This is a genomic window from Mesorhizobium sp. M0800 (assembly GCF_040320095.1).
Classification (GTDB): domain Bacteria; phylum Pseudomonadota; class Alphaproteobacteria; order Rhizobiales; family Rhizobiaceae; genus Mesorhizobium.
Window position 1 is genome coordinate 1 of the sequence record NZ_JAMYOZ010000021.1, and the last position, 19,381, is coordinate 19,381.

Consider the following 19,381-nt stretch of genomic DNA (forward strand, 5'->3'; position numbering starts at 1 on the left):
GGCATGGCCCGCCGCTCTTGTCTGGAATTCCAGTTCGGCCGTTAGAGCGGTTCATCGTTTCACGGAACGCCGAACCGCTCTATCTCTTTGTTTTGACGCAATTCCCAAGGGAAAGCGCTACGCGCTTTTCCCGGGAAAACCGTTTCACACTTTTCCTGGAATTGCTCTAGTTGTTGCCGAAGAGGTTGCGGTCGGCGCCCTGAGGCGCGGACTTGGGCACATCGCCAGACGAATTCAGCAGCTTGTAGATCGGCGAGTTGCCGTCACGCACCGAATACGTCTGCGTCTTGTCGACGTTGACGGTCGACTGCTTGTTGATGTCGGTCCCGCCAACATTGTCGTTGCGGGCATAAGCGCTGCCGGCGGCAATCAAGAGAGCGGCGGCAGTAAGAACAATCTTTTTCATTTTGGGAACTCCTGGATTTTCGAAATCAAGCGGCGGGCATGCCGCCGCCTTGATGGTGGGATCGGCTGTTAGTTGTTGCCGAAGAGGTTACGGTCGGTGCCCTGGACAACCGGCTGCTTTTCAGCCTGGTCCGACGTCTTGACGGAAGCCGTGTAGGAGCTGTCGACCGAGACAGCGGGCTGGTTGGCTCCGTTGGAACCAAAGTTGTCGCTGCCCGCGAAGGCGCTGCCGGTGATGGCCAAAACGGCGGCGGCAGCAAGAACGATCTTTTTCATCTTAATACTCCTGAATTTTTCAGATCCCCGGACGGCGGATATGCCCGCCGCCCTGATGCCGGGATCGGCTGTTAGTTGTTGCCGAAGAGGTTACGGTCGGCGCCCTGGACAGGCTGCTGGTCAGCATGAGCCGGCTTCTGAATGGAAGCCGTATACGAGCTGTCGACCGAAGCGGCAGGCTGGTTCGCACCCTTGGAACCAAAGTTGTCGCTGCCAGAGAAGGCGCTGCCGGTGATGGCCAAAACGGCGACGGCGGCAAGAGCGATCTTTTTCATTTTAGTACTCCAGTATCTCAGTTTTCCGTCCGTCCAGCGGCGTGTCTTGGGAGGAATTCGCGTCGTTCGGACAGCCCCGATGTGGGAAAGGCGATGGCCAGTTTCCAATCACGAAGTTGTTTGGTGTGGACCAAGAATCTACACCTTGAAATTGTGCCAGAGATTCCCTTCGCCACAATTTTATTGCTAAATATCAAGTAGATAGCCCATAGTATCGGTCTGGCTGCAAGGTGACTTGGGGAGGCAGCGTTCACAGCGTCCTGCACGCATTGTCAACAGAAACGAACCGTTCGGTTCGATTTTTTAAACCGATAAAAGTCGCAGCCGAGGCTCTTTGTCGAATCGTTAACCATTTCGGCCAAACGCGGCGTCGGCGTTGCGGCTGCTTTTGGCCTGCTTTATGCCGCCCAACAAAGGCAGCAACCGGGCAAGCAGAACCGGTCAGACCCCGTAGCGTTCGGTGCGGATGAGTGCCGCAGGCACCCCGGCATCGATCAGTGCCTCGGCGGCGGCCGTCACGAATGCGTTCGAGCCGCAGACAAAGGCGAGCTTCGGCGGCGCGGGCAGCCTCGTCATGGCTTGCACCATCATCGCGGCGTCGACCCGCCGCGCATGATCTGCCGGACGGCGGGCCGGCTCGCGCGTCAGCGTCAGCACCAGGTCGAAGCCATCCCGGCGCTCGGCGAGGTCGATCAACTCGTCGCGAAAGATCACCTCGTCCCAGACCCGCGCCGAAAACACCAAGGTGGCGGCGACCAGCGATCCCCGCATCGCCCGGTGACGGACCATCGACATCAGCGGCACCACGCCCGACCCGCCGCCGACGAGCAGGAGCGGTCCGCCATCGCCGTCGGACCAGACGAAATGGCCGCCGAGCGGCCCGCGCAATTCGACCTCGTCGCCCACCGCCGCGATCTCGTGAAAGAACGGCGAGACCTCGCCGTCCTCGAGTTTTTCAATCGCCAGTTCGATGGTCTCGCCGGTCTCCGGCGCCGAGGCGATGGAGTAGGAGCGGCGCGCCTGATAGCCGTCCGGCGCTGTCAACCTGACATCGACATGCTGTCCGGCATGGTAGACGAAGGGCCGCGACGGCTGCAGGAAAAAGCTGGTGACGCGCGGCGTGCGCTTTTGGATGCGGGTGATGGTGACCGTCTGCCAGGGCGACTGCGCCGCCGGTGCGTCGCTCATGGATCGTTCGTGTAGCGCTGCTCGCGCCACGGATCGCCGTAGATATGATAACCTCGCAATTCCCAGAAACCCGGCTCGTCACGCTCGGTGAACTGCAACCCGTTCAGCCATTTGGCCGATTTCCAGAAATAGAGGTGCGGAACGAGCAGCCGGGCCGGGCCGCCATGATCGGGGGTGATCGGCTTGCCCTCGTAAAGCAGTGCCACCATCGCCTTGCCGCCGGTGAGATCCTTCGTTGGCACATTGGTGGAATAGCCGTCGAAACCCAGCGCCAGCGTGAAGGCGGTGGGCGGCTCGATGCCGGCGTCGGCAAGGATGTCGTCGACCAGCACGCCCTGCCACGCGGTGTCGAACTTGGTCCATGCGGTGACGCAATGGATGTCGCGCGTCATCTTGGTCAAGGGCAGCGCGTTGAACTCGGCCCAGTTCCACTTCTTGATCGGCCGCGGCCCGTGCTTAAGCGTAAACGACCAATCCTCGGTGCGGACATGCGGCGTCGGGCCGGCCGACAGGACCGGGAAACCTTGCTCGAGATATTGCCCCGGCGGGATACGTGCATCCGTATCCGTCGGCGGCTTTCGTCCGGAAGAGAAGCCTCGGGTAACCATCGAGAATATCCGTTTGCGCAAGGTCCGATCGACCTTTGTCAGTTTTCTCGAAGACGCGAGCGCGGGCAACCGAAATCTTGGCCCCGGCCTGGCGGCAATGCTCTACATCGATCTTGGCAGCGCGGCGCCCGCTTCAGCCACTGGCGAAGGGGACGGCGACGAACATCTGGGCGTCGCCACGCTCGACAAGCAGCAGCACCGATTTCTTGCCGGATTTGGCAGCCTGCACAATCGCCTGGTTAGCCTGCCTGGCGTTCCTCACCGGATGCTGGTCGACGGCGACGATGATGTCGCCGGGCTGGATGCCGGAAGCCGATGCCGCCTTGTTCGGGTCGACGCGCTCGACCAGCGCGCCGTGCTGGTTGCCTGCCAGGTTCATTGCCTGGCGCACATCCGGGGTGACGTCCATCAGGCCAAGACCGAGCGCCGGTGCGCGAAGGCCCGACTCCGTCGACGGCTGACCCCGATCGCCGGTCACCGATCCCGTTGCCATGTCGTCTTCGTTGCGCCCGACCTCGACGGAGATCTGCAGGCTTTTCCCCTGGCGCCAGACATTGAGGGCTTCCCTCGTGCCAGGCGCAATGTCGGCGACGGCGCGCGACAGATCCCTTGGATCTTTTATGTCTTGGCCGGCGAAGCTGGTAATGACATCGCCTGTCTCGATGCCGGCCTTGGCGGCCGGCGATCCGTCGCTGACCTGCGCGACCAGGACGCCGGCGGGGCGATCGAGGCCGATGGCGCTCGCCATGTCAGGCGTCACCGGCTGGATCTGGACGCCGAGATAACCGTACTGAATCGAGCCGCCCTTCATCAGCTTGGCGACGACCTTTTGCGCCTGGTCCGAGGGGATGGCGAAGCCGACACCGACGCTGCCGCCATTCGGCGAAAAGATCGCCGTGTTGATGCCGACGACATTGCCGTTCACATCCGTCAGCGGGCCGCCGGAATTGCCCCGGTTGATCGGTGCGTCGATCTGGATGAAGTCGTCAAACGGCCCGCTATGCAGGTCGCGGCCGCGCGCCGAGACGATGCCGGCCGTGATCGTGGTGCCAAGGCCGAAAGGATTGCCGAAGGCGAGCACCTGGTCGCCCGGCATGAGCTTGTCGGAATCGCCCCATTTGATGATCGGCAAGGGCTTGCCTGCTTTGACCATGAGCACGGCAAGATCGTTCTTGGCGTCATGACCGATCAATTTGGCGGGAAGCTCGGTGCCGTCGTCGAGCGTCACCTTGATCGACTGGGCGCCGTCGACGACGTGATTGTTGGTGACGATGGTGCCGTCGGCGCCGACGATGAAGCCTGAGCCGAGGGCCTCGGTGCGCGGCGCCTGTTCCGGCGGTGTCTTGGGGGCGGGCTGTCCGTGGTCATCGAAGAAATGGCGGAAATAGTCGTCGAAAGGCGAGGTTCCGCCAAAGGGAGAGGCGTCGCTCATGGTGTCCGGCTGTTGTACTTTCATGACCGTCTCGATGGTCACCACCGCCGGTTTGTCGGCCGCCACGACCGGAGCGAACGAACCGCTGGGCGCCGTCATTCCGGTGACAGGTGGGGTCACTGTTGCCGCCAGGACATCATTCAGCCTGGGAGCGAGGGGCAGGGCGAAGGGGCTGACGATCAGCGCGGCGCCCAGCAGAGCGGCGACGCGATGTCTGCGAAGGGTCTGGATTGGTGACATGGCCGTTGTCCGGGCGAGAGATTGATCGGGCGCCGCAGCGTTCCGTCACCGGAACGCACTATCGGCGTGTCGGCCTTGCCTGTCTCGCCTTGCACGGCGGCCGACCGGATCGACAGCCCCGCATCTAGGGCGCCGATCATGGTTTCCAGATAATATTACGAAGATTTAATTTCCGGCTGGCAGCCGCCTTGCCGGGCTGGCGCCGAAACCCGAAAACAAAAACCCGCCTTGCGGCGGGTCGTTGGGGCGAATCAGCACCATACCCAAATTACTAGCATAGCTGCCGGCACAAAGCAAGAACAAAATAGCTGCGCAAGACAAATCGCTTCAGATTTGCGCCGCCTCAGCCGAGGCCTCCTATTCGCCTTTCCGGTCCGTCCGGCTGAGATAGGTGGTGGGCGATCTCGCGCATCCGCCTGCCGTCGAAGCTCGGTCCATGGCCGCCATGGCCGATCCGGATCGGCAGCTCGAGCAGGCGCTGCATCGTGCGGCGATAGGCGGCACGATCCGAATCCGGCAGGTCGTCGATCAGCATGGCGTCGTAGATGGCGTCGCCGGCGAAGAACAGGCCGTCAGCCTCGTCGAACAGCGCGATCGAATCCGGAGAGTGGCCGGGCAGATGCAGGACGCGGAATTGGCGGTCGCCGAGGTCGATCCTATCGCCCTCGTCCAGGGTCCGGGCCAGAGGCGCCGGCTGAATCCTGTAATCGGCCGCCTTCCAGCCCTTTGCCGGCAGCCTGGAGACGGCGCCTTCCAGATCATGGAACATGTAGGCGTAGGTCACCGCTTCATCCATGCTGTCGAACTGCGCGGCGCTGTGGCGCGGCCCTGCCCGCAACGGAAACTCGTGGAGCGAGCCGACATGATCGAGATGGATATGCGTGGCGACGACGAGCAGCGGCTTGCCGGACGGCGTGTCGATCTGCGGCGCCAGCGGGCAGATCCCCATGCCGGTGTCGACCAGCAGGTCGACATCGCGGCCGCGCAGATGCCAGATGTTGGCGCGCACGAAGTCGTGCACGAAGGGCTCGGTCAGCATCGTCGTCTTGGCGTCGACGATGGTTTTGCTGAACCAGCTGTCCATCAGATCAAGGCCGGCATCAGACGAACGGCTTGCCGACCTTGTACTTTTGCGGGACCAGCCGCTTCAGATAGGCCATCCCCGCATCGGACAGCCGGTTGACATCCGGCAGCATGAAATCATCCGGCATATGGCGCGTCTTGCCGGCGACGTTCTTCAGCGGCACCTTCTTCAGCAGCGTTTTCTTGCCGTCATATTGCAGCGCCACCGAACCGCCCCCCTCGTCGGCCACCGTGACCGCGAAGGCACCGGCATCGAAGGCCTCCTGCGCGTCCACCGCGCTGATGGCGCCGACATAGCCGCGCGGCATATAGCCGAGCGCATCGACGCGCGCCCGCTTGCCCGGCAATCCTTCGGCGAGCGCGCGCTCCAAGGCTGCCGGCAGGTCGCTGCCCGACAGCTTGACGTTGCCGTGCTGGTCGCGCTCCAGCCTTTCCGGCGGCACCAGGCTTTCGACCAGCGCTTTGCCGTCGGCGGTGCTGACGCCTTCGGAGACGGCAACGATGCAGCGCTTGTGGCGGTCGAGCGTTGCACGAACGTCGTCGATGAAGCCCGCCGCGGAGAACGGCCGCTCCGGCACGTAGACGAGATGCGGGCCGCTGTCCTGATCGAGCTGCCAGGCCGCGGACGCGGCCGTCAGGAAACCGGCATGCCGCCCCATGACGATGCCGACATAGATGCCCGGCAGAGCGCGGAAATCGAGATCGACCGAAAGGAATGCTCCAGCGACGAACTCGGCCGCCGACATGAAGCCGGGCGTGTGATCGTTCTCCTCGAGATCGTTGTCGATGGTTTTCGGCGCGTGGACGAAGGCGATCTTGCCGCCGGCGGCGTCGGTGAGGATCTGCTGCGTGCCCGAGGTGTCGTTGCCGCCGATATAGATGAAGGCATCGGCGCCGGCGTTCTTCAAGCCGTTGAGGATGAGGTCGCAATAGGCGGCATCCGGCTTGTCGCGCGTCGAACCAAGCGCGGCGCTCGGTGTCGCCGCGATCAGCCGCAGGCGGTCCTCGGGGATGGCGGAAAGATCGATGTAATTGCCGTCACGAATTCCGCGCACGCCGTGGATGGAACCAAGCACCTTGGCGCCGAGATGCCGCTTGCGGATTTCGAGCGTGGCGCCCACCACGGTCTGGTTGATGACGGCGGTCGGGCCGCCGCCTTGCGCGATGACAAAAGTTCCGGCCATTGTTCACGTCTCCAGGGCGGTGAAAATCGCAGGCACATTCGCCTGTCTTGCGGCATCGCGCAACGGCAGAGGCAGTGGGTCAGTTTGAAATCGGGCCACTCTTCGCCTGCAGCGCGATAGGATCCGTTTCGATGAGCCGAAGTGACCTGACCATACTCGCCGTCTGCGCCTTGTATTTGAGAAAGTGCGACGTGGTCAGGTGGGCCTCATAGGCCGCCTGATCGGCGTAGCATTCGATCACGCGCACCTTTTCAGGCGTGCCTTTTACTGCCACCGCATGAAGGAAAAGCACGCCCGGCTCGACGCGTACAGAAGCCTCAATCTCTTCGGCAAGCAGGGCCCTGTAGCTGCCGATCTGCTTAGGATCGATTTCCAGTTCGGCTATCCTGACAATCGGCATCAATTGCTTTCTTGCTTCTTGCAGGGCCCACGCATGGTCGGCTTCTCCGCTTCGCTCGCCTCGATCAGTGCAACGATGTCGCGATCTCCCAAAACTTGTCAGTCACACGAGTGGACATGGCTGGGCAAGGCGAAGCGTCGCATGAATTCGCACAAAATGTAGTACATGGGTGTGCAGCGCTAGCCGGCAGAGTAATCGCTCGAGCCTTGGCCGCCGGTCAGACGACGACGACCGGATTCTTCTTGGAGACGCGGCTGTAGAGGTCGATGATGTCCTGGTTGATCAGGCGCACGCAGCCCGACGACATCGCCTGGCCGATGCTCCACCATTCGGGCGAGCCGTGGATGCGATAGCCGGTGTCGCTGCCGTTCTGATAGATGTAGAGGGCACGCGCGCCGAGCGGATTGTCGAGGCCGCCCGGCTGTCCGCTTTGCCATTTCACCAGTTCCGGCCTGCGGGCGATCATCTCGGGCGGCGGGGTCCAGACCGGCCATTCCTTGCCGTACTGGATGTTGGCGCGGCCGGACCAGCGGAACCCGTCCTTGCCGATGCCGACGCCGTAACGGATCGCATCGCCGCCGGGCTGCACCAGGTAGAGCAGCCGTTCCTGCGAGTGAACGACGATGGTGCCGGGTTGCTCGCCGGTCGGATCGACGACGATCTGGCGGCGGAACTCCGGCTTGACCTTGAGATAGGGCACTTCCGGCACATTGAAGCCACCGTCGGTGAGCGAAGCGTACATCACGTCGGGGCTGGTGATGTTCTTGTCGACGCTGATACTCGGACGGATGGGCCGGATCGAGCCGGTGGTGACGTCGTCGAGCTGCAGCGACGGCAGATCCAGCGTCTGGCTGCAGCCGGCGATGCCGAGCAGCGCCAGCGCACCGGCGCCGGACAGCACCGTGCGGCGGGAAAGCTGTATTTCGGTTTCGATTGCGTCGCCATTGTGCGGCAGCGACAGACCGTGCGGCAACTCACGCATTTACCCAAACCCTACGCTGTCGGCGGGAAACACGCTCCGGCCGGATAGCAGGCATTTTCACCAATCATGGTTGAAAAAGCGTGAAGGCCGGCCGCCTGGCGTTAACGAGGGGCTTTTTCGATTTTTGCCTCTTTACATCTGCGCGAGGCCAAGGATTTATCCTCTTCTTTGAGCTCAAGGAGAAGAAAATGTCCTTCGAAAACTGGGCCGCCTTTGCCGCCGCCTCGGCAGTCCTTCTGGTCATTCCGGGCCCGACCATCCTGCTGGTGGTTTCCTATGCGCTCGGCCAGGGCTGGCGCACCGCGCTGCCGATGGCAGTCGGCGTGGCGCTCGGCGACTTCACCGCGATGACATTGTCGATGCTGGGCATCGGCGCGCTGCTGGCGGCGTCGGCCACCGTGTTTACCGTGCTGAAGGTGATCGGCGCCGGCTATCTGATCTATCTCGGCATCAAGCTGTTTCGCGCCGGCGGCGCGCTCCGGGCCGAACCGCGCACCGATGCGGTGTCGTCGGCGAAAATGACGGCGCACGCCTGGCTGGTTACCGCGCTCAATCCGAAAAGCATCACCTTTTTCGTCGCCTTCCTGCCGCAGTTCCTCGACCGGCATGCGGATTTCTGGACACAGATGCTGATCTTCGAGACGACCTTCCTGGCGCTCGCCTTCGCCAATGCCTTCGGTTATGCGCTGATCGCCGCAAGGGCGCGCAACGTCGTGCGCAATCCAAAGGCGATCCGCATCTTCAACCGCACCGGCGGCACGCTGCTGGTCGGCGCCGGCATCGCGACAGTGGCGATGCGCTCGGGCAACTGAGGACAGACCATGGCGGTGAGCGACGCATTTGGCCTGACGCTGTCTGGCGCGACGGAGGCCGGGCTCTCGTCCTACAGCCGGGCTGTTCGCGAATTGCAGTGCTTCATCGGCGATCCGGTCGGTTCCATTGACCGGGCAATCGCCGAAGATCCCGGCTTCGTCATGGCGCAGGTGTTCAAGGGTTATCTCTTTGGCCTTGCCACAGAGCGCGAAGCGACGGCGGTGGCCAAGGCATGTCACGAGGCAGCGCTGCCACTTGCCGCGACGGCGCGCGAGCAGGCGCATGTCGCCGCCCTTGGCCACCTTGCGGAGGGACGCTGGCACGAGGCCGCCCGCGTGCTGGAGGATATCGCCATCGAGTTTCCGCTCGATGCGCTGGCGCTGCAGACCGGCCACCAGATCGACTTCTTCACCGGCAATGCGCGCATGCTGCGCGACCGCATCGGCCGCGCGCTGCCGTCCTGGCAGAGCGGCATGCCGGGCTACCATGCCATACTCGGCATGCAAGCCTTCGGCCTGGAAGAGATGGGCGACTACGCGCGCGCCGAAAACCTTGGCCGCACGGCGGTGGATCTCGAGCCGCGCGACGGCTGGGCCCAGCATGCGGTGGCCCATGTCATGGAGATGCAGAGCCGGCAGAAGGACGGCATTCTGTGGATGCGCGCCAATCCCGAAGCGTGGACGCGGGAAAGCTTCCTGCAGGTGCATAATTGGTGGCATCTGGCGCTGTTCCATTATGATCTCGGCGAGACCGACGAGGTGCTGGCGCTCTACGACGGGCCGATCTATGGCGAGCGCTCGACGCTGGCGCTCAACATGGTCGATGCCTCGGCGATCCTGTGGCGGCTGCATCTCGGCGGCGTCGATGTCGGCGAGCGCTGGACGGCACTCGCCGCCAACTGGTTGCCCAAGGCGAGCGCCGGCCATTATGCCTTCAATGACGCCCACGCGATGATGGCGTTTGTCGGCGCCGGCCTCGAAGCGCCGGCCCGCGGCTTGCTCGAGGCGCAGCGCGAGGCGATGCGCGGCAAGGACGACAACGCTGCTTTCACCAGGGATGTCGGCCATCCCCTGACGCTCGCCATCAAGGCATTCGGCGAGGGCGATTATGCCGGGACGATACGCCTGATCCGGCCGATCCGGGCAATCGCCCATCGCTTCGGCGGCAGCCACGCACAACGCGACGTCATCGACCTGACGCTGATCGAAGCGGCATTGCGTTCCGGTGATGGCGCGCTGGCGAGGGCGCTTGCGGCGGAACGCGCGCTGGCACGGCCGGACAGCCCGTTGTCGGCACTGTTTTCACGGCGTGCAACCGCTCTCGCGGCGAATTGACCAAGGCCACATCTTGCCTTAAAAACTGCCCCGGCCAGATTTTTTCGAGCGTCGAAAAAATCTTCGCGTGTTGACCGGGGTGCGTTTCCGGCGGCACGATTGCCGGGATATCTTCGCCGCCCGTGTCACAGGACTGGGCGGGGAAGCAAGAAAGACCGTCGCCGCCAGGCATGACGGACATGGGAGGAAACATGTATCTCGGCCTCGATCTCGGCACGTCGGGCGTCAAGGCGCTGCTGATCGATGCAAGGCAGAGCATCGTCGGTTCCGGCCATGCGCCGCTCGACGTGTCGCGCCCGCATCCCGGCTGGTCCGAGCAGAATCCGGCCGACTGGATCCGCGCCTGCGAAGCGGCGGTCGGCGAGCTGCGGTCAATGCATGCGAAGGAACTCGCGGCGGTCAAAGGCATCGGCCTTTCCGGCCATATGCATGGCGCCACTCTGCTCGATGCCGCCGACCAGGTGCTGCGCCCCTGCATTCTATGGAACGACACACGCAGCCACGCCGAGGCGGCCGCGCTCGATGCCGACCCGCGCTTTCGCAAGCTGACCGGCAACATCGTCTTTCCCGGTTTCACCGCGCCGAAGCTGGCCTGGGTCAAGAACAACGAACCGGCTGTTTTCGCCAAGGTGGCAAGGATCCTGCTGCCGAAGGACTTTTTGCGGCTCTGGCTCGCCGGCGAGCATATTTCGGAAATGTCGGATTCGGCTGGCACGTCGTGGCTCGATGTCGGCAGACGAGCCTGGTCCGCCGAACTGCTCGCCGCCACATCGCTCGACGAAAGCCAGATGCCATCGTTGGTCGAAGGCACGGCCAAGGCCGGTGCCTTGCGCGCCGAACTGGCCGCGAAATGGGGCATGCAGGCGGGCATCCCGATCGCCGGCGGTGCCGGCGACAATGCGGCTTCGGCCTGCGGCATGGGCACGGTCGGTGCCGGCCAGGCGTTCGTCTCGCTCGGCACGTCGGGCGTGCTTTTTGCCGCCAACGCGTCCTATCTGCCCAACCCGGAAAGCGCCGTGCACACATTCTGCCATGCCTTGCCCGGTACCTGGCACCAGATGGGCGTCATCCTGTCGGCAACCGATTCGCTCAACTGGCTGTCGGGGATCGCTGGAAAAAGCGCCGGCGAGTTGATCGCCGAACTCGGCGAAGCGCTGAAGGCGCCGACCGGCGTCTCCTTCCTGCCCTATCTCTCGGGCGAGCGGACGCCTCACAATGATTCCGCCATTCGTGGCGCGTTTACCGGGCTTGCCCACGAATCCGGCCGCGCGGCACTGACCCAGGCCGTGCTCGAAGGCGTCGCTTTCGCTTTCCGCGACAGCCTCGAAGCTCTGGCCAAAGCCGGCACGACGCTGACCCGGGTGACGGCGATCGGCGGCGGCTCGCGCTCGCGCTATTGGCTGAAGGCCATCGCCACAGCGCTTGGCCTGCCAGTCGATATTCCAGCCGACGGCGATTTCGGCGCTGCCTTTGGCGCGGCCCGACTTGGCCTGATCGCGGCGACCGGTGCCGATCCGCGCGCCGTCTGCGCGGCGCCGGCGACCGACGCCACGGTCGAGCCGGTCGCCGCCCTCGGTGACGCCTATGCGCAAGCCTATCAGCGCTATCGCCAGCTTTATCCGGCGATCAGAGGCGCCACGGCGTGAACGGTTTCCCGCCCACGCCGCGGCCTGCCGAGAAGGCCTCATTGTGCCGGCACTTTGTCGAGAAAGCCGGTGACGCTTTTCAGCCGGCCATTTTCGATGACGCCGATATCCGTGCCTTCGATGACGGATTCGATGCCGTCCGGCCCAAGATTCCACGAAAAGCGGATGGTATCGGCGAAGCCGTCCGGCTTGCCTTTCAGCGAGAACCTGAAGCCGGCAAAGCGCTGCTGCACGCCGTCGATCAGCGCCGCGATGCCGTCATGGCCGTCGCCCTGCATGATCGGATCGCGATAGCCGACGTCCTCGGTGAAGGTTGCCTCGAGCAAGGCTTTTCTGCGCGCGTCGTCGCTCTCGTTCCAGGCGGCGATGTAGTTTTCGGCAATGGTGTTGAGGTCGGTCATGGTCTGTCTCCTTCGTTGGGTGGCTTTGACATGAGGCTTTTCGACCAGCTTCAGCGCGAAACCAATTACGCCTGAGGTAATCAGGCCGAACCATGCGAGAGGAAAAGAACATGAGCAGCGGTTTTTTCGGCGACATCCAACAGATCAAATACGAGGGACCGGATTCGACCAATCCGCTGGCCTACCGGTTCTACAATCCCGACGAGATCGTCGCCGGCAAGCGGCTGGAAGACCATCTGCGCTTTGCCGTCGCTTATTGGCATTCCTTCGCCTGGCCGGGCGGCGATCCGTTCGGCGGCCAGACGTTCGACCGGCCATGGTTCCCCAAGGCCGGCGGTACCGACACCATGGAGCTGGCCAAACTCAAGGCCGACGTCGCCTTCGAGATGTTTTCGTTGCTGGGCGCGCCTTATTTCTGCTTCCACGATGCCGACGTGCGGCCGGAGGGCCGGGACTTTTCCGAAAGTGCGGCGCGGCTCGACGAGATCGCCGATTACTTCTCGGGAAAGATGAAGCAGACCGGCGTCAAGCTGCTGTGGGGCACGGCCAACCTGTTCTCCAACCGCCGCTTCATGTCGGGCGCCGCCACCAATCCCGATCCGGACGTCTTTGCCTATTCGGCGGCGACGGTGAAACACTGCATCGACGTCACCAAGCGTCTGAACGGCGAGAACTACGTGCTGTGGGGCGGCCGCGAGGGCTATGAGACGCTGCTCAACACCGACCTTGCCCGCGAGCAGGAACAGGCCGGCCGTTTCCTCAATCTGGTCGTCGATTACAAGCACAGGATCGGCTTCGAAGGCACCATCCTGATCGAGCCGAAGCCGCAGGAGCCAACCAAGCACCAGTATGATTACGACGTCGCCACCGTCTATGGCTTCCTCAAGCGTTTCGGACTGGAGAACGAGGTCAAGCTCAACATCGAGCAGGGCCACGCCATCCTGGCCGGCCATTCGTTCGAGCATGAACTGGCGCTGGCCAACGCGCTCGGCATTTTCGGTTCGATCGACATGAACCGCAACGACTACCAGTCGGGCTGGGACACCGACCAGTTCCCCAATAATGTGCCGGAGATGGCTCTGGCCTACTACCAGGTGCTGCAGGCCGGCGGCTTCAAGACCGGCGGCACCAATTTCGACGCCAAGCTCAGGCGCCAGTCGCTCGATCCGCAGGATCTGCTGATCGGCCATATCGGGGGCATGGATTGTTGCGCCCGCGGCCTCAAGGCGGCAGCGCGCATGGTCGAGGACAAGGCGCTGTCCGCCCCGCTCGCCGAGCGCTATGCCGGCTGGGATTCGGCCGAGGCCAAGGCGATGCTTGCCGGCAAGCGCACGCTGGAGGAAATCGCCGAGCGCGTCGTCAACGAGAAGATCGAGCCGCAGCCCAGATCCGGCCGCCAAGAGCTACTCGAGAACATCGTCAACCGGTACGTCTGAGGCGTACCCGGTTCGCGGCCGCATTGTTCGAACGGCCGCGGATAAAGGCGGCTTTCCGCGGGGCTGAAACCAACAAGGTTTGCCCCGTGTGAAACTCGCGTGGCCTGTTCGCTGACTGGGTCTGGCGCGTCTTAGCCGTGATCGAGGCCTCTCAGGTAGGCGCAAAACATGTCGGCCATGGCGTTGGCGTAGACTTCAATCTCCTTGGGCGTTCGAGGCGTCTCCGAGAACTGCTTCCCCACCGTGCTGAGCGTCGTCATGACCAGGTCGCCGGCCAATTCGCGAGTCACTTGCGCGGCGTTTGGCAACGCCTCCTGCATGAAGAGCTGGATGGTGCGGTCTCCGGACGCCCTTGCCGTCTGCGCCTCGGGCGCGTCGCGGTAAAGCGGTGCGGCGTCGTCGAGCGCCACACGCACCGCGGCCTCCTCACACTCCGAGCGGAGAAAGGCGTGGACCAAGGCGCGCAGCCGTTCAAGCGGCGGTTTCCTGATATCCTCGAGGATATCGCGCAGCAAATCGGTCGTCTGCCGCCATTCGTCGCTTTGGAGCCGGAACAGGATCGCCGCCTTGTTCGGAAAATACTGATACAGCGATCCGACGCTGACGCCGGCCTTCTCGGCCACCCGCGCCGTGGTGAAGCGCTGCGCGCCTTCCCTCACCAAAACCTGAACAGCAGCCTGCAAAATCGCAGCGACGAGCTCCGCCGAGCGGGCCTGCTTGGGCTGTTTTCGCGAGGAAATCCGCGGATTTCGGTGATCGCTCATTGAGAGCCGCGCCAATGCGATTAGTGAATGCGAATGATTAGTCGTATTTTGAATGCCGCACAAGAACGCATTCCATTCCGACTGGAGACCGATATGACCATACTGACGACAACGCCGCTCGGGCCCCTGCTGGACCGCCTGTTCGAGGAAGCCGCTGCGGCAACGAGCCCCGCGGTGGCGGAACTCTCCGCCGAGGAGCGGAGCCGCCTAGTTCGGAGCAAGACCGAATACCTCGATTTCTATGGGCGGCTAAAGGACCTCTGGCTTCCCGTCTCGCGAGAGACCGGCACGCTGCTCTACATGCTGGCACGAGGCAGCGATGCACGGACGATCGTTGAATTTGGAACCTCGTTCGGCATCTCGACCCTGCACCTTGCCGCAGCCTTGCGGGACAATGGCGGCGGCCGCCTGATAACCAGCGAGTTCGAGCCATCCAAGGTGGCGCGCGCGAGGAGTAACCTGACAGCAGGCGGTCTCATCGACATGGTGGAAATCCGCGAAGGAGACGCGCTGCAAACATTAAGCGTCGATCTTCCCGAAACGGTCGACCTGCTTCTGCTCGACGGCGCCAAAGCGCTCTATCCCGAGGTCTTGAGTCTGGTTGAAAGCCGCCTCAGGCCGGGCGCCTTCGTCGTTGCCGACAACGCAGATCTTTGCCCCGAATACCTCGAGCGGGTGCGCTCGACCGGGAGTGGCTACATGTCCACGCCGTTCGGCGAGGATGTTGAACTGTCGATGCGGCTTGGCTGAAGCACTGCCTGACCTGCCGGAACGATCGTGCCCAAGATGGGCGGCGGCGGACAAAACTTTGCCCGGCATCGCCCATCAATCGCCCCGCTCTTGCCTTCAAACAGCCGTCACGAACCTCCTATAGTGTGGTTCGTGGCGGGATTCAGTAAGAAGGAGGCGAAACGATATGCAGCACGAACGCGAAATCGACGCCCTGCTCTCATCTGGCGAGGCTGGATCGATCATCGACCGGCTGATGGCGCTGCCGCACCCGAAACAAGGTGCGCTGAGTGCAAACGAATGGGATCGCGCGGTCGCCAGCCGCTTCGAGACCCATCTTGCGAGACAGATGCGCTCGCAGATCGACGGCAGCAGCGACCGCCAGGACGCTGCCTGATTCTACCTTTGCCTATGCATGTCGTGATCCCAAAACCGCTACGCACCCTCGGGTCAAGCCCGTGGCCAAGCTTTTGGGCGACATGCATTATCCCCGACGCAGCCTGACCGGCGCTTCGCCGAACGCTCTTGAAAACGCTCTGGAAAATGCCGCGGCGGACGAAAACCCCGTTCGCCCGGCAATGTCCGCCATGGCGATGCGCGTGTCGACCACCAGCCGGCGCGCGGCGCCGAGGCGCAGCCTGAGGTAATAAGCGCCGGGCGTTTCGCCGATCGACTTGCGAAAGATGCTTTCCAGCGTCCGTGCCGTCACCCCGGCGCGCTTTGCCACGGCGGCGATAGTCAGCGGCTGGTCGACATGCGCTTCCATCAGCCGAATGGCTTGCGCCAGCCTGGGATCGTAGCCGTCGAGACGGCCGAGCGAGACCAGCGGTTGCGCGTCCGTCGCGGCGCGCGCCTGGTCGTAGATGAAGACGCTCGCGACATCGAGCGCCACGGCCATGCCGAGCCGCGTGCGGATCAGATGCAGCATCAGGTCGAAGGTCGGCGAGGCGCCGCCGGTGGTGAACACCGGGCCATCGATGACGTAGCGGTCGGGCCGCACGTCGACGCCGGGAAAAGCCGACGAGAAATCCTCCATGTCCTCCCAGTGGGTGGTGGCGCTGCGCCCCTCCAGCAGACCCGCGCGGGCAACCAGCCAGGTGCCGGCCTCGACGCCGCCGCAGGCGCGTGCCGCGCGCGCCGCCCGGCGCAGTCCGGACAGCAGGGCCGATGTGGCATAGTTCTGCGTGCCGAAGCCGGCGACGACGACCAGCATGTCGGTTGTGTCAGCCGCATCGAAGCGGCCGCCGACCGCCACCGGCAGGCCGCATGTGGTGACCGGCGCCTCGCCTGTCACCGAGACCAGCCTGAAATCGAACAGCGTCTCACCGGCAATGCGGTTGGCGGCGCGCAACGGATCGACGGCCGACGCGACGCACATGATCGACGAGCCGGAGAATACCAGCAGCGTCACCTTGAGCGGCAAACGCTCGGCCCGAAAGATCGTCGATTTTTCGTTTTTTGTCACACGATCTTCGTAAAACGCAAAACAGTTTCCGGCAAGTCAGGCATTCTTGCCCTACGTTCTATTGGGAGAGAGTCCGATGCCGTTAGCGATGAACCGTGAGGTTTTCATTACCTGTGCCGTGACCGGGTCCGGCGGTTCGCAGGACCGCAGCCCGCATGTGCCGCGCTCGCCCAGAGAGATCGCCGATTCGGCCATCGAGGCGGCAAAGGCAGGGGCTGCAATCGTGCACTGCCATGTGCGCCATCCCGAGACCGGCAAGCCTAGGCGCGACGTGCATCTCTATCGCGAAGTAACCGAGCGCATCCGCGCGGCAGACGTCGACGTGGTGCTGAACCTGACCGCCGGCATGGGGGGTGACATGGTATTCGGCCCGCCGGAGAAGCCGCTGCCGCTGAACGAAAAAGGCACGGACATGGGCGGCGCGAGCAACCGCATGGAACATGTGCGCCAGTGCCTGCCGGAAATCTGCACGCTCGATTGCGGCACCATGAATTTCGCCGAGGCCGATTATGTCATGACCAATACGCCCGGCATGCTGCGTGCCATGGGCGGCATGATGACGGCGCTCGGCGTCAAGCCGGAGATCGAGGCCTTCGACACCGGGCATCTGTGGTTCGCCAAGCAATTGGTCGAGGAAGAAGTGCTGAAGCCGGACGCGCTGGTGCAATTGTGCATGGGCGTGCCGTGGGGCGCGCCGGACGACCTCAACACCTTCATGGCCATGGTCAACAATGTACCGCCGACCTGGAACTGGTCGGCCTTTGCCATTGGCCGCAACCAGATGGCCTATGTCGCGGCCGCGGTGCTGGCCGGCGGCAATGTCCGCGTCGGACTGGAGGATAATCTCTGGCTCGACAAGGGCGTGCTGGCGACCAATGCGCAGCTGGTCGAGCGGGCGGTCAGCATCGTGTCGAATATGGGCGCCAGGGTCATCGGCCCGGACGAAGTCCGCAAGAAGCTGAACCTGACGAAGCGCGCACCGCTTTGAAAAGCCGGTAGCCGGTTGGGAGGAGCCGCCGATGAAGACCGTGAAATTCACCGCCATGAAGGACGGCGACCGCGAGGACTATGCCTTCCTCACCGAGCACGAGATCGACTATGCGGCAAAGACCGGCGAGCGGCTGCTCGACGCGCTCGTCCAGCTTGATGCGGGCCTCTCGGGCTACAAGATCACCCGGCTCGGCCATTCACTGCAAGCGGCAACCCGGGCCTGGCGCGACGGCGCCGACACCGACTGGATTGCCTGCGCCTTGCTGCACGATATCGGCGACATCTACGCGCCCTATAACCACGACGAGTATGCAGCCGCCATCCTGAAGCCTTTTGTGCGCGAGCAATGCACCTGGGTGGTGGAAAAGCACGGCGATTTCCAGCGCCTCTATTACGCCCACCACCTCGGCGGCAATCCGCACGCCCGCGACCGTTTCGCCGGGCACATCTACTTCGACGATTGCGATGAGTTTTGCGAACGCTGGGATCAGTCGAGCTTCGATCCCGACTACGAGACATTGCCGATCGATTTCTTCCGGCCCTTCGTGCTCGAAGTGTTCGCGCGCAAGGCCTATGACGCATCCGTGATCCGTGCCGGCGAACGCGTCGCCCTCACCGACCCCGCAACAGCCAGCACAAGAACCGGAGCTTCCGCATGAGCATCATTAACAAGGCGGCCGCCATCGGCGGCGGCGTCATCGGCGCCGGCTGGGTGGCGCGGCTGCTGCTCAACGGCATCGACGTGTCGATCTTCGATCCCGATCCCGAGGCGTCACGCAAGGTCGGCGAGGTGATGAAGGGCGCACGCCGCGCCTACAAGCAGATGCTGCCCGGCGGCCTGCCGAAAGAGGGCAAGCTTACCTTCGCCAAGACGATCACCGAGGCGGTGGCCGACGCCGACTTCATCCAGGAAAGCGTGCCTGAGCGGCTCGACCTGAAGCACCGCGTGCTGGCCGAGATCGACCTTTATGCACCGGCCAACGCCATTGTCGGCTCCTCCACCTCCGGCATCAAACCGACCGACATGCAGGTGGCGATGAAGAAGCACCCGGAGCGCCTGGTCGTCGGCCATCCGTTCAACCCCGTCTATCTGCTGCCGCTGGTCGAAATCGTCGGCGGCGAACAGACCTTTCCCGAGGCGATCGAAGTCGCCAAGGAGATATATGCCTCGATCGGCATGAAGCCGGTGGTGATCCGCAAGGAGATCGAAGCATTCGTCGGCGACCGGCTGCTCGAAGCGGCCTGGCGCGAGGCGCTGTGGCTGGTCAAGGACGGCATCTGCACGGTCGAGGAGCTCGACGACATCATGCGCTACGGCTTCGGCCTGCGCTGGGCGCAGATGGGCATGTTCCAGGTCTATCGCGTCGCCGGCGGCGAGGCCGGCATGCGCCACTTCATGGCGCAGTTCGGCCCGTGCCTGAAATGGCCGTGGACCAAGCTGATGGACGTGCCGGAGTTCAACGATGAGCTGGTCGAGCTGATCGCCACGCAGTCGGACGACCAGGCGCACGGTCTGTCGATCCGCGAGCTTGAAAAGATCCGCGACGACAATCTGGTCGCCATCATGGAGGCACTGTCGAAGCAGAACAAAGGCAAAGGCTGGGGTGCCGGCGCCCTGCATAAGGACTACACCAGGCAGCTGGCCAAGCTTGCGGCGAAGAAGCCCACCACCTCCACGGCGGCCGAAAAGGCCAAGGCTGAAAAGCCGAAGAAAAAGAAGAAAGGCTGAT

General features: G+C 63.6%; 22 protein-coding genes. 9 read left to right on the plus strand and 13 right to left on the minus strand.

Annotation, left to right across the window (positions count from 1 at the left end; all coding sequences use genetic code 11):
- Positions 1-166: 166 nt before the first annotated feature.
- The 10 genes from NKI18_RS22065 to NKI18_RS22110 form a co-directional block, all read right to left on the minus strand.
- On the minus strand, positions 167-406 hold the full coding sequence (locus NKI18_RS22065; RefSeq protein ID WP_352619400.1) for a DUF680 domain-containing protein: 240 nt from the start codon (positions 404-406) through the stop codon (positions 167-169).
- A gap of 68 nt (positions 407-474) precedes the next feature.
- Positions 475-681, minus strand: coding sequence for a DUF680 domain-containing protein (locus NKI18_RS22070; RefSeq protein ID WP_352568421.1), 207 nt, complete (start codon positions 679-681; stop codon positions 475-477).
- A gap of 71 nt (positions 682-752) precedes the next feature.
- Positions 753-956, minus strand: a complete 204-nt coding sequence (locus NKI18_RS22075; protein WP_023680227.1) for a DUF680 domain-containing protein — start codon at positions 954-956, stop codon at positions 753-755.
- A 441-nt stretch (positions 957-1,397) separates the two neighbouring features.
- The gene (locus NKI18_RS22080) at positions 1,398-2,144 is read right to left on the minus strand and encodes an FAD-binding oxidoreductase (protein ID WP_023680228.1); all 747 of its coding nucleotides are present in this window, start codon (positions 2,142-2,144) and stop codon (positions 1,398-1,400) included.
- The gene (locus tag NKI18_RS22085) at positions 2,141-2,752 is read right to left on the minus strand and encodes a molybdopterin-dependent oxidoreductase (protein ID WP_023680229.1); all 612 of its coding nucleotides are present in this window, start codon (positions 2,750-2,752) and stop codon (positions 2,141-2,143) included. Before NKI18_RS22085 ends, NKI18_RS22080 begins: the two co-directional genes overlap by 4 nt.
- 133 nt (positions 2,753-2,885) lie before the next feature.
- Positions 2,886-4,424: a DegQ family serine endoprotease gene (locus tag NKI18_RS22090; RefSeq protein WP_353020461.1), complete on the minus strand. Its 1,539-nt coding sequence runs from the start codon at positions 4,422-4,424 to the stop codon at positions 2,886-2,888.
- Positions 4,425-4,767: 343 nt separating this feature from the next.
- Positions 4,768-5,508: an MBL fold metallo-hydrolase gene (locus NKI18_RS22095; protein ID WP_353020463.1), complete on the minus strand. Its 741-nt coding sequence runs from the start codon at positions 5,506-5,508 to the stop codon at positions 4,768-4,770.
- 16 nt (positions 5,509-5,524) lie between these two features.
- On the minus strand, positions 5,525-6,691 hold the full coding sequence (locus NKI18_RS22100; protein ID WP_352619397.1) for a diphosphate--fructose-6-phosphate 1-phosphotransferase: 1,167 nt from the start codon (positions 6,689-6,691) through the stop codon (positions 5,525-5,527).
- 79 nt (positions 6,692-6,770) lie between these two features.
- The gene (locus NKI18_RS22105; protein WP_023680233.1) at positions 6,771-7,091 is read right to left on the minus strand and encodes a putative quinol monooxygenase; all 321 of its coding nucleotides are present in this window, start codon (positions 7,089-7,091) and stop codon (positions 6,771-6,773) included.
- A 217-nt stretch (positions 7,092-7,308) separates the two neighbouring features.
- Positions 7,309-8,073 (minus strand): L,D-transpeptidase, encoded by a 765-nt coding sequence (locus tag NKI18_RS22110; protein WP_352619396.1) that lies wholly within the window; start codon positions 8,071-8,073, stop codon positions 7,309-7,311.
- A gap of 188 nt (positions 8,074-8,261) precedes the next feature.
- On the opposite strand from NKI18_RS22110, the gene NKI18_RS22115 reads away from it, so the two are divergent.
- The 3 genes from NKI18_RS22115 to xylB all read left to right on the plus strand — a co-directional run bounded on the left by NKI18_RS22115 (position 8,262) and on the right by xylB (position 11,866).
- Entirely contained in the window at positions 8,262-8,885 is a 624-nt protein-coding gene (locus tag NKI18_RS22115) for a LysE family translocator (RefSeq protein ID WP_023718327.1), read from the plus strand.
- Between the two features lie 9 nt (positions 8,886-8,894).
- Positions 8,895-10,220 carry a tetratricopeptide repeat protein gene (locus tag NKI18_RS22120; RefSeq protein ID WP_352619395.1) on the plus strand — a complete coding sequence of 442 codons (1,326 nt, stop codon included), beginning with the start codon at positions 8,895-8,897 and terminating at the stop codon, positions 10,218-10,220.
- A 191-nt stretch (positions 10,221-10,411) separates the two neighbouring features.
- Positions 10,412-11,866: a xylulokinase gene (gene xylB / locus NKI18_RS22125; protein ID WP_352619406.1), complete on the plus strand. Its 1,455-nt coding sequence runs from the start codon at positions 10,412-10,414 to the stop codon at positions 11,864-11,866.
- A gap of 38 nt (positions 11,867-11,904) precedes the next feature.
- Here xylB and NKI18_RS22130 read toward each other — a convergent pair whose 3' ends face one another.
- Positions 11,905-12,267 carry a nuclear transport factor 2 family protein gene (locus NKI18_RS22130; RefSeq protein WP_352619394.1) on the minus strand — a complete coding sequence of 121 codons (363 nt, stop codon included), beginning with the start codon at positions 12,265-12,267 and terminating at the stop codon, positions 11,905-11,907.
- A 110-nt stretch (positions 12,268-12,377) separates the two neighbouring features.
- Here NKI18_RS22130 and xylA point away from each other — a divergent pair, with 110 nt between their 5' ends.
- Complete coding sequence (xylA, locus tag NKI18_RS22135) at positions 12,378-13,703, plus strand: xylose isomerase (protein ID WP_352619393.1); 1,326 nt, start codon at positions 12,378-12,380, stop codon at positions 13,701-13,703.
- 131 nt (positions 13,704-13,834) lie between these two features.
- Here xylA and NKI18_RS22140 read toward each other — a convergent pair whose 3' ends face one another.
- Positions 13,835-14,467: a TetR/AcrR family transcriptional regulator gene (locus NKI18_RS22140; RefSeq protein ID WP_352619392.1), complete on the minus strand. Its 633-nt coding sequence runs from the start codon at positions 14,465-14,467 to the stop codon at positions 13,835-13,837.
- 93 nt (positions 14,468-14,560) lie between these two features.
- On the opposite strand from NKI18_RS22140, the gene NKI18_RS22145 reads away from it, so the two are divergent.
- Both NKI18_RS22145 and NKI18_RS22150 read left to right on the plus strand, forming a co-directional pair.
- Positions 14,561-15,217 carry an O-methyltransferase gene (locus NKI18_RS22145; RefSeq protein ID WP_352619391.1) on the plus strand — a complete coding sequence of 219 codons (657 nt, stop codon included), beginning with the start codon at positions 14,561-14,563 and terminating at the stop codon, positions 15,215-15,217.
- A 166-nt stretch (positions 15,218-15,383) separates the two neighbouring features.
- The gene (locus NKI18_RS22150; protein ID WP_023680243.1) at positions 15,384-15,593 is read left to right on the plus strand and encodes a hypothetical protein; all 210 of its coding nucleotides are present in this window, start codon (positions 15,384-15,386) and stop codon (positions 15,591-15,593) included.
- 87 nt (positions 15,594-15,680) lie between these two features.
- On the opposite strand, the gene NKI18_RS22155 is transcribed toward NKI18_RS22150, so the two are convergent.
- Positions 15,681-16,661 carry a GlxA family transcriptional regulator gene (locus tag NKI18_RS22155; RefSeq protein WP_352619390.1) on the minus strand — a complete coding sequence of 327 codons (981 nt, stop codon included), beginning with the start codon at positions 16,659-16,661 and terminating at the stop codon, positions 15,681-15,683.
- Between the two features lie 76 nt (positions 16,662-16,737).
- Between NKI18_RS22155 and bcoG the strand changes: the two genes are divergently transcribed.
- From bcoG to NKI18_RS22170, 3 genes are read left to right on the plus strand one after another with little or no spacing between them, the layout of a single operon-like run.
- The gene (bcoG, locus tag NKI18_RS22160) at positions 16,738-17,649 is read left to right on the plus strand and encodes a 3-dehydrocarnitine:acetyl-CoA trimethylamine transferase BcoG (RefSeq protein WP_352619389.1); all 912 of its coding nucleotides are present in this window, start codon (positions 16,738-16,740) and stop codon (positions 17,647-17,649) included.
- 31 nt (positions 17,650-17,680) lie between these two features.
- Complete coding sequence (locus NKI18_RS22165) at positions 17,681-18,310, plus strand: HD domain-containing protein (protein ID WP_352619388.1); 630 nt, start codon at positions 17,681-17,683, stop codon at positions 18,308-18,310.
- Entirely contained in the window at positions 18,307-19,380 is a 1,074-nt protein-coding gene (locus NKI18_RS22170) for a carnitine 3-dehydrogenase (RefSeq protein WP_352619387.1), read from the plus strand. The genes NKI18_RS22165 and NKI18_RS22170 overlap by 4 nt, the downstream gene beginning before the upstream one ends.
- Position 19,381 lies beyond the last annotated feature (1 nt).

What these genes read in the sequence shown, in the direction of transcription:
- NKI18_RS22065 (WP_352619400.1), bottom strand. Translation starts at nt 406, where the DNA reads ATGAAAAAGATTGTTCTTACTGCCGCCGCTCTCTTGATTGCCGCCGGC.
- NKI18_RS22070 (WP_352568421.1), bottom strand. Translation starts at nt 681, where the DNA reads ATGAAAAAGATCGTTCTTGCTGCCGCCGCCGTTTTGGCCATCACCGGC.
- NKI18_RS22075 (WP_023680227.1), bottom strand. Translation starts at nt 956, where the DNA reads ATGAAAAAGATCGCTCTTGCCGCCGTCGCCGTTTTGGCCATCACCGGC.
- NKI18_RS22080 (WP_023680228.1), bottom strand. Translation starts at nt 2,144, where the DNA reads ATGAGCGACGCACCGGCGGCGCAGTCGCCCTGGCAGACGGTCACCATC.
- NKI18_RS22085 (WP_023680229.1), bottom strand. Translation starts at nt 2,752, where the DNA reads ATGGTTACCCGAGGCTTCTCTTCCGGACGAAAGCCGCCGACGGATACG.
- NKI18_RS22090 (WP_353020461.1), bottom strand. Translation starts at nt 4,424, where the DNA reads ATGTCACCAATCCAGACCCTTCGCAGACATCGCGTCGCCGCTCTGCTG.
- NKI18_RS22095 (WP_353020463.1), bottom strand. Translation starts at nt 5,508, where the DNA reads ATGGACAGCTGGTTCAGCAAAACCATCGTCGACGCCAAGACGACGATG.
- NKI18_RS22100 (WP_352619397.1), bottom strand. Translation starts at nt 6,691, where the DNA reads ATGGCCGGAACTTTTGTCATCGCGCAAGGCGGCGGCCCGACCGCCGTC.
- NKI18_RS22105 (WP_023680233.1), bottom strand. Translation starts at nt 7,091, where the DNA reads ATGCCGATTGTCAGGATAGCCGAACTGGAAATCGATCCTAAGCAGATC.
- NKI18_RS22110 (WP_352619396.1), bottom strand. Translation starts at nt 8,073, where the DNA reads ATGCGTGAGTTGCCGCACGGTCTGTCGCTGCCGCACAATGGCGACGCA.
- NKI18_RS22115 (WP_023718327.1), top strand. Translation starts at nt 8,262, where the DNA reads ATGTCCTTCGAAAACTGGGCCGCCTTTGCCGCCGCCTCGGCAGTCCTT.
- NKI18_RS22120 (WP_352619395.1), top strand. Translation starts at nt 8,895, where the DNA reads ATGGCGGTGAGCGACGCATTTGGCCTGACGCTGTCTGGCGCGACGGAG.
- xylB (WP_352619406.1), top strand. Translation starts at nt 10,412, where the DNA reads ATGTATCTCGGCCTCGATCTCGGCACGTCGGGCGTCAAGGCGCTGCTG.
- NKI18_RS22130 (WP_352619394.1), bottom strand. Translation starts at nt 12,267, where the DNA reads ATGACCGACCTCAACACCATTGCCGAAAACTACATCGCCGCCTGGAAC.
- xylA (WP_352619393.1), top strand. Translation starts at nt 12,378, where the DNA reads ATGAGCAGCGGTTTTTTCGGCGACATCCAACAGATCAAATACGAGGGA.
- NKI18_RS22140 (WP_352619392.1), bottom strand. Translation starts at nt 14,467, where the DNA reads ATGAGCGATCACCGAAATCCGCGGATTTCCTCGCGAAAACAGCCCAAG.
- NKI18_RS22145 (WP_352619391.1), top strand. Translation starts at nt 14,561, where the DNA reads ATGACCATACTGACGACAACGCCGCTCGGGCCCCTGCTGGACCGCCTG.
- NKI18_RS22150 (WP_023680243.1), top strand. Translation starts at nt 15,384, where the DNA reads ATGCAGCACGAACGCGAAATCGACGCCCTGCTCTCATCTGGCGAGGCT.
- bcoG (WP_352619389.1), top strand. Translation starts at nt 16,738, where the DNA reads ATGCCGTTAGCGATGAACCGTGAGGTTTTCATTACCTGTGCCGTGACC.
- NKI18_RS22165 (WP_352619388.1), top strand. Translation starts at nt 17,681, where the DNA reads ATGAAGACCGTGAAATTCACCGCCATGAAGGACGGCGACCGCGAGGAC.
- NKI18_RS22170 (WP_352619387.1), top strand. Translation starts at nt 18,307, where the DNA reads ATGAGCATCATTAACAAGGCGGCCGCCATCGGCGGCGGCGTCATCGGC.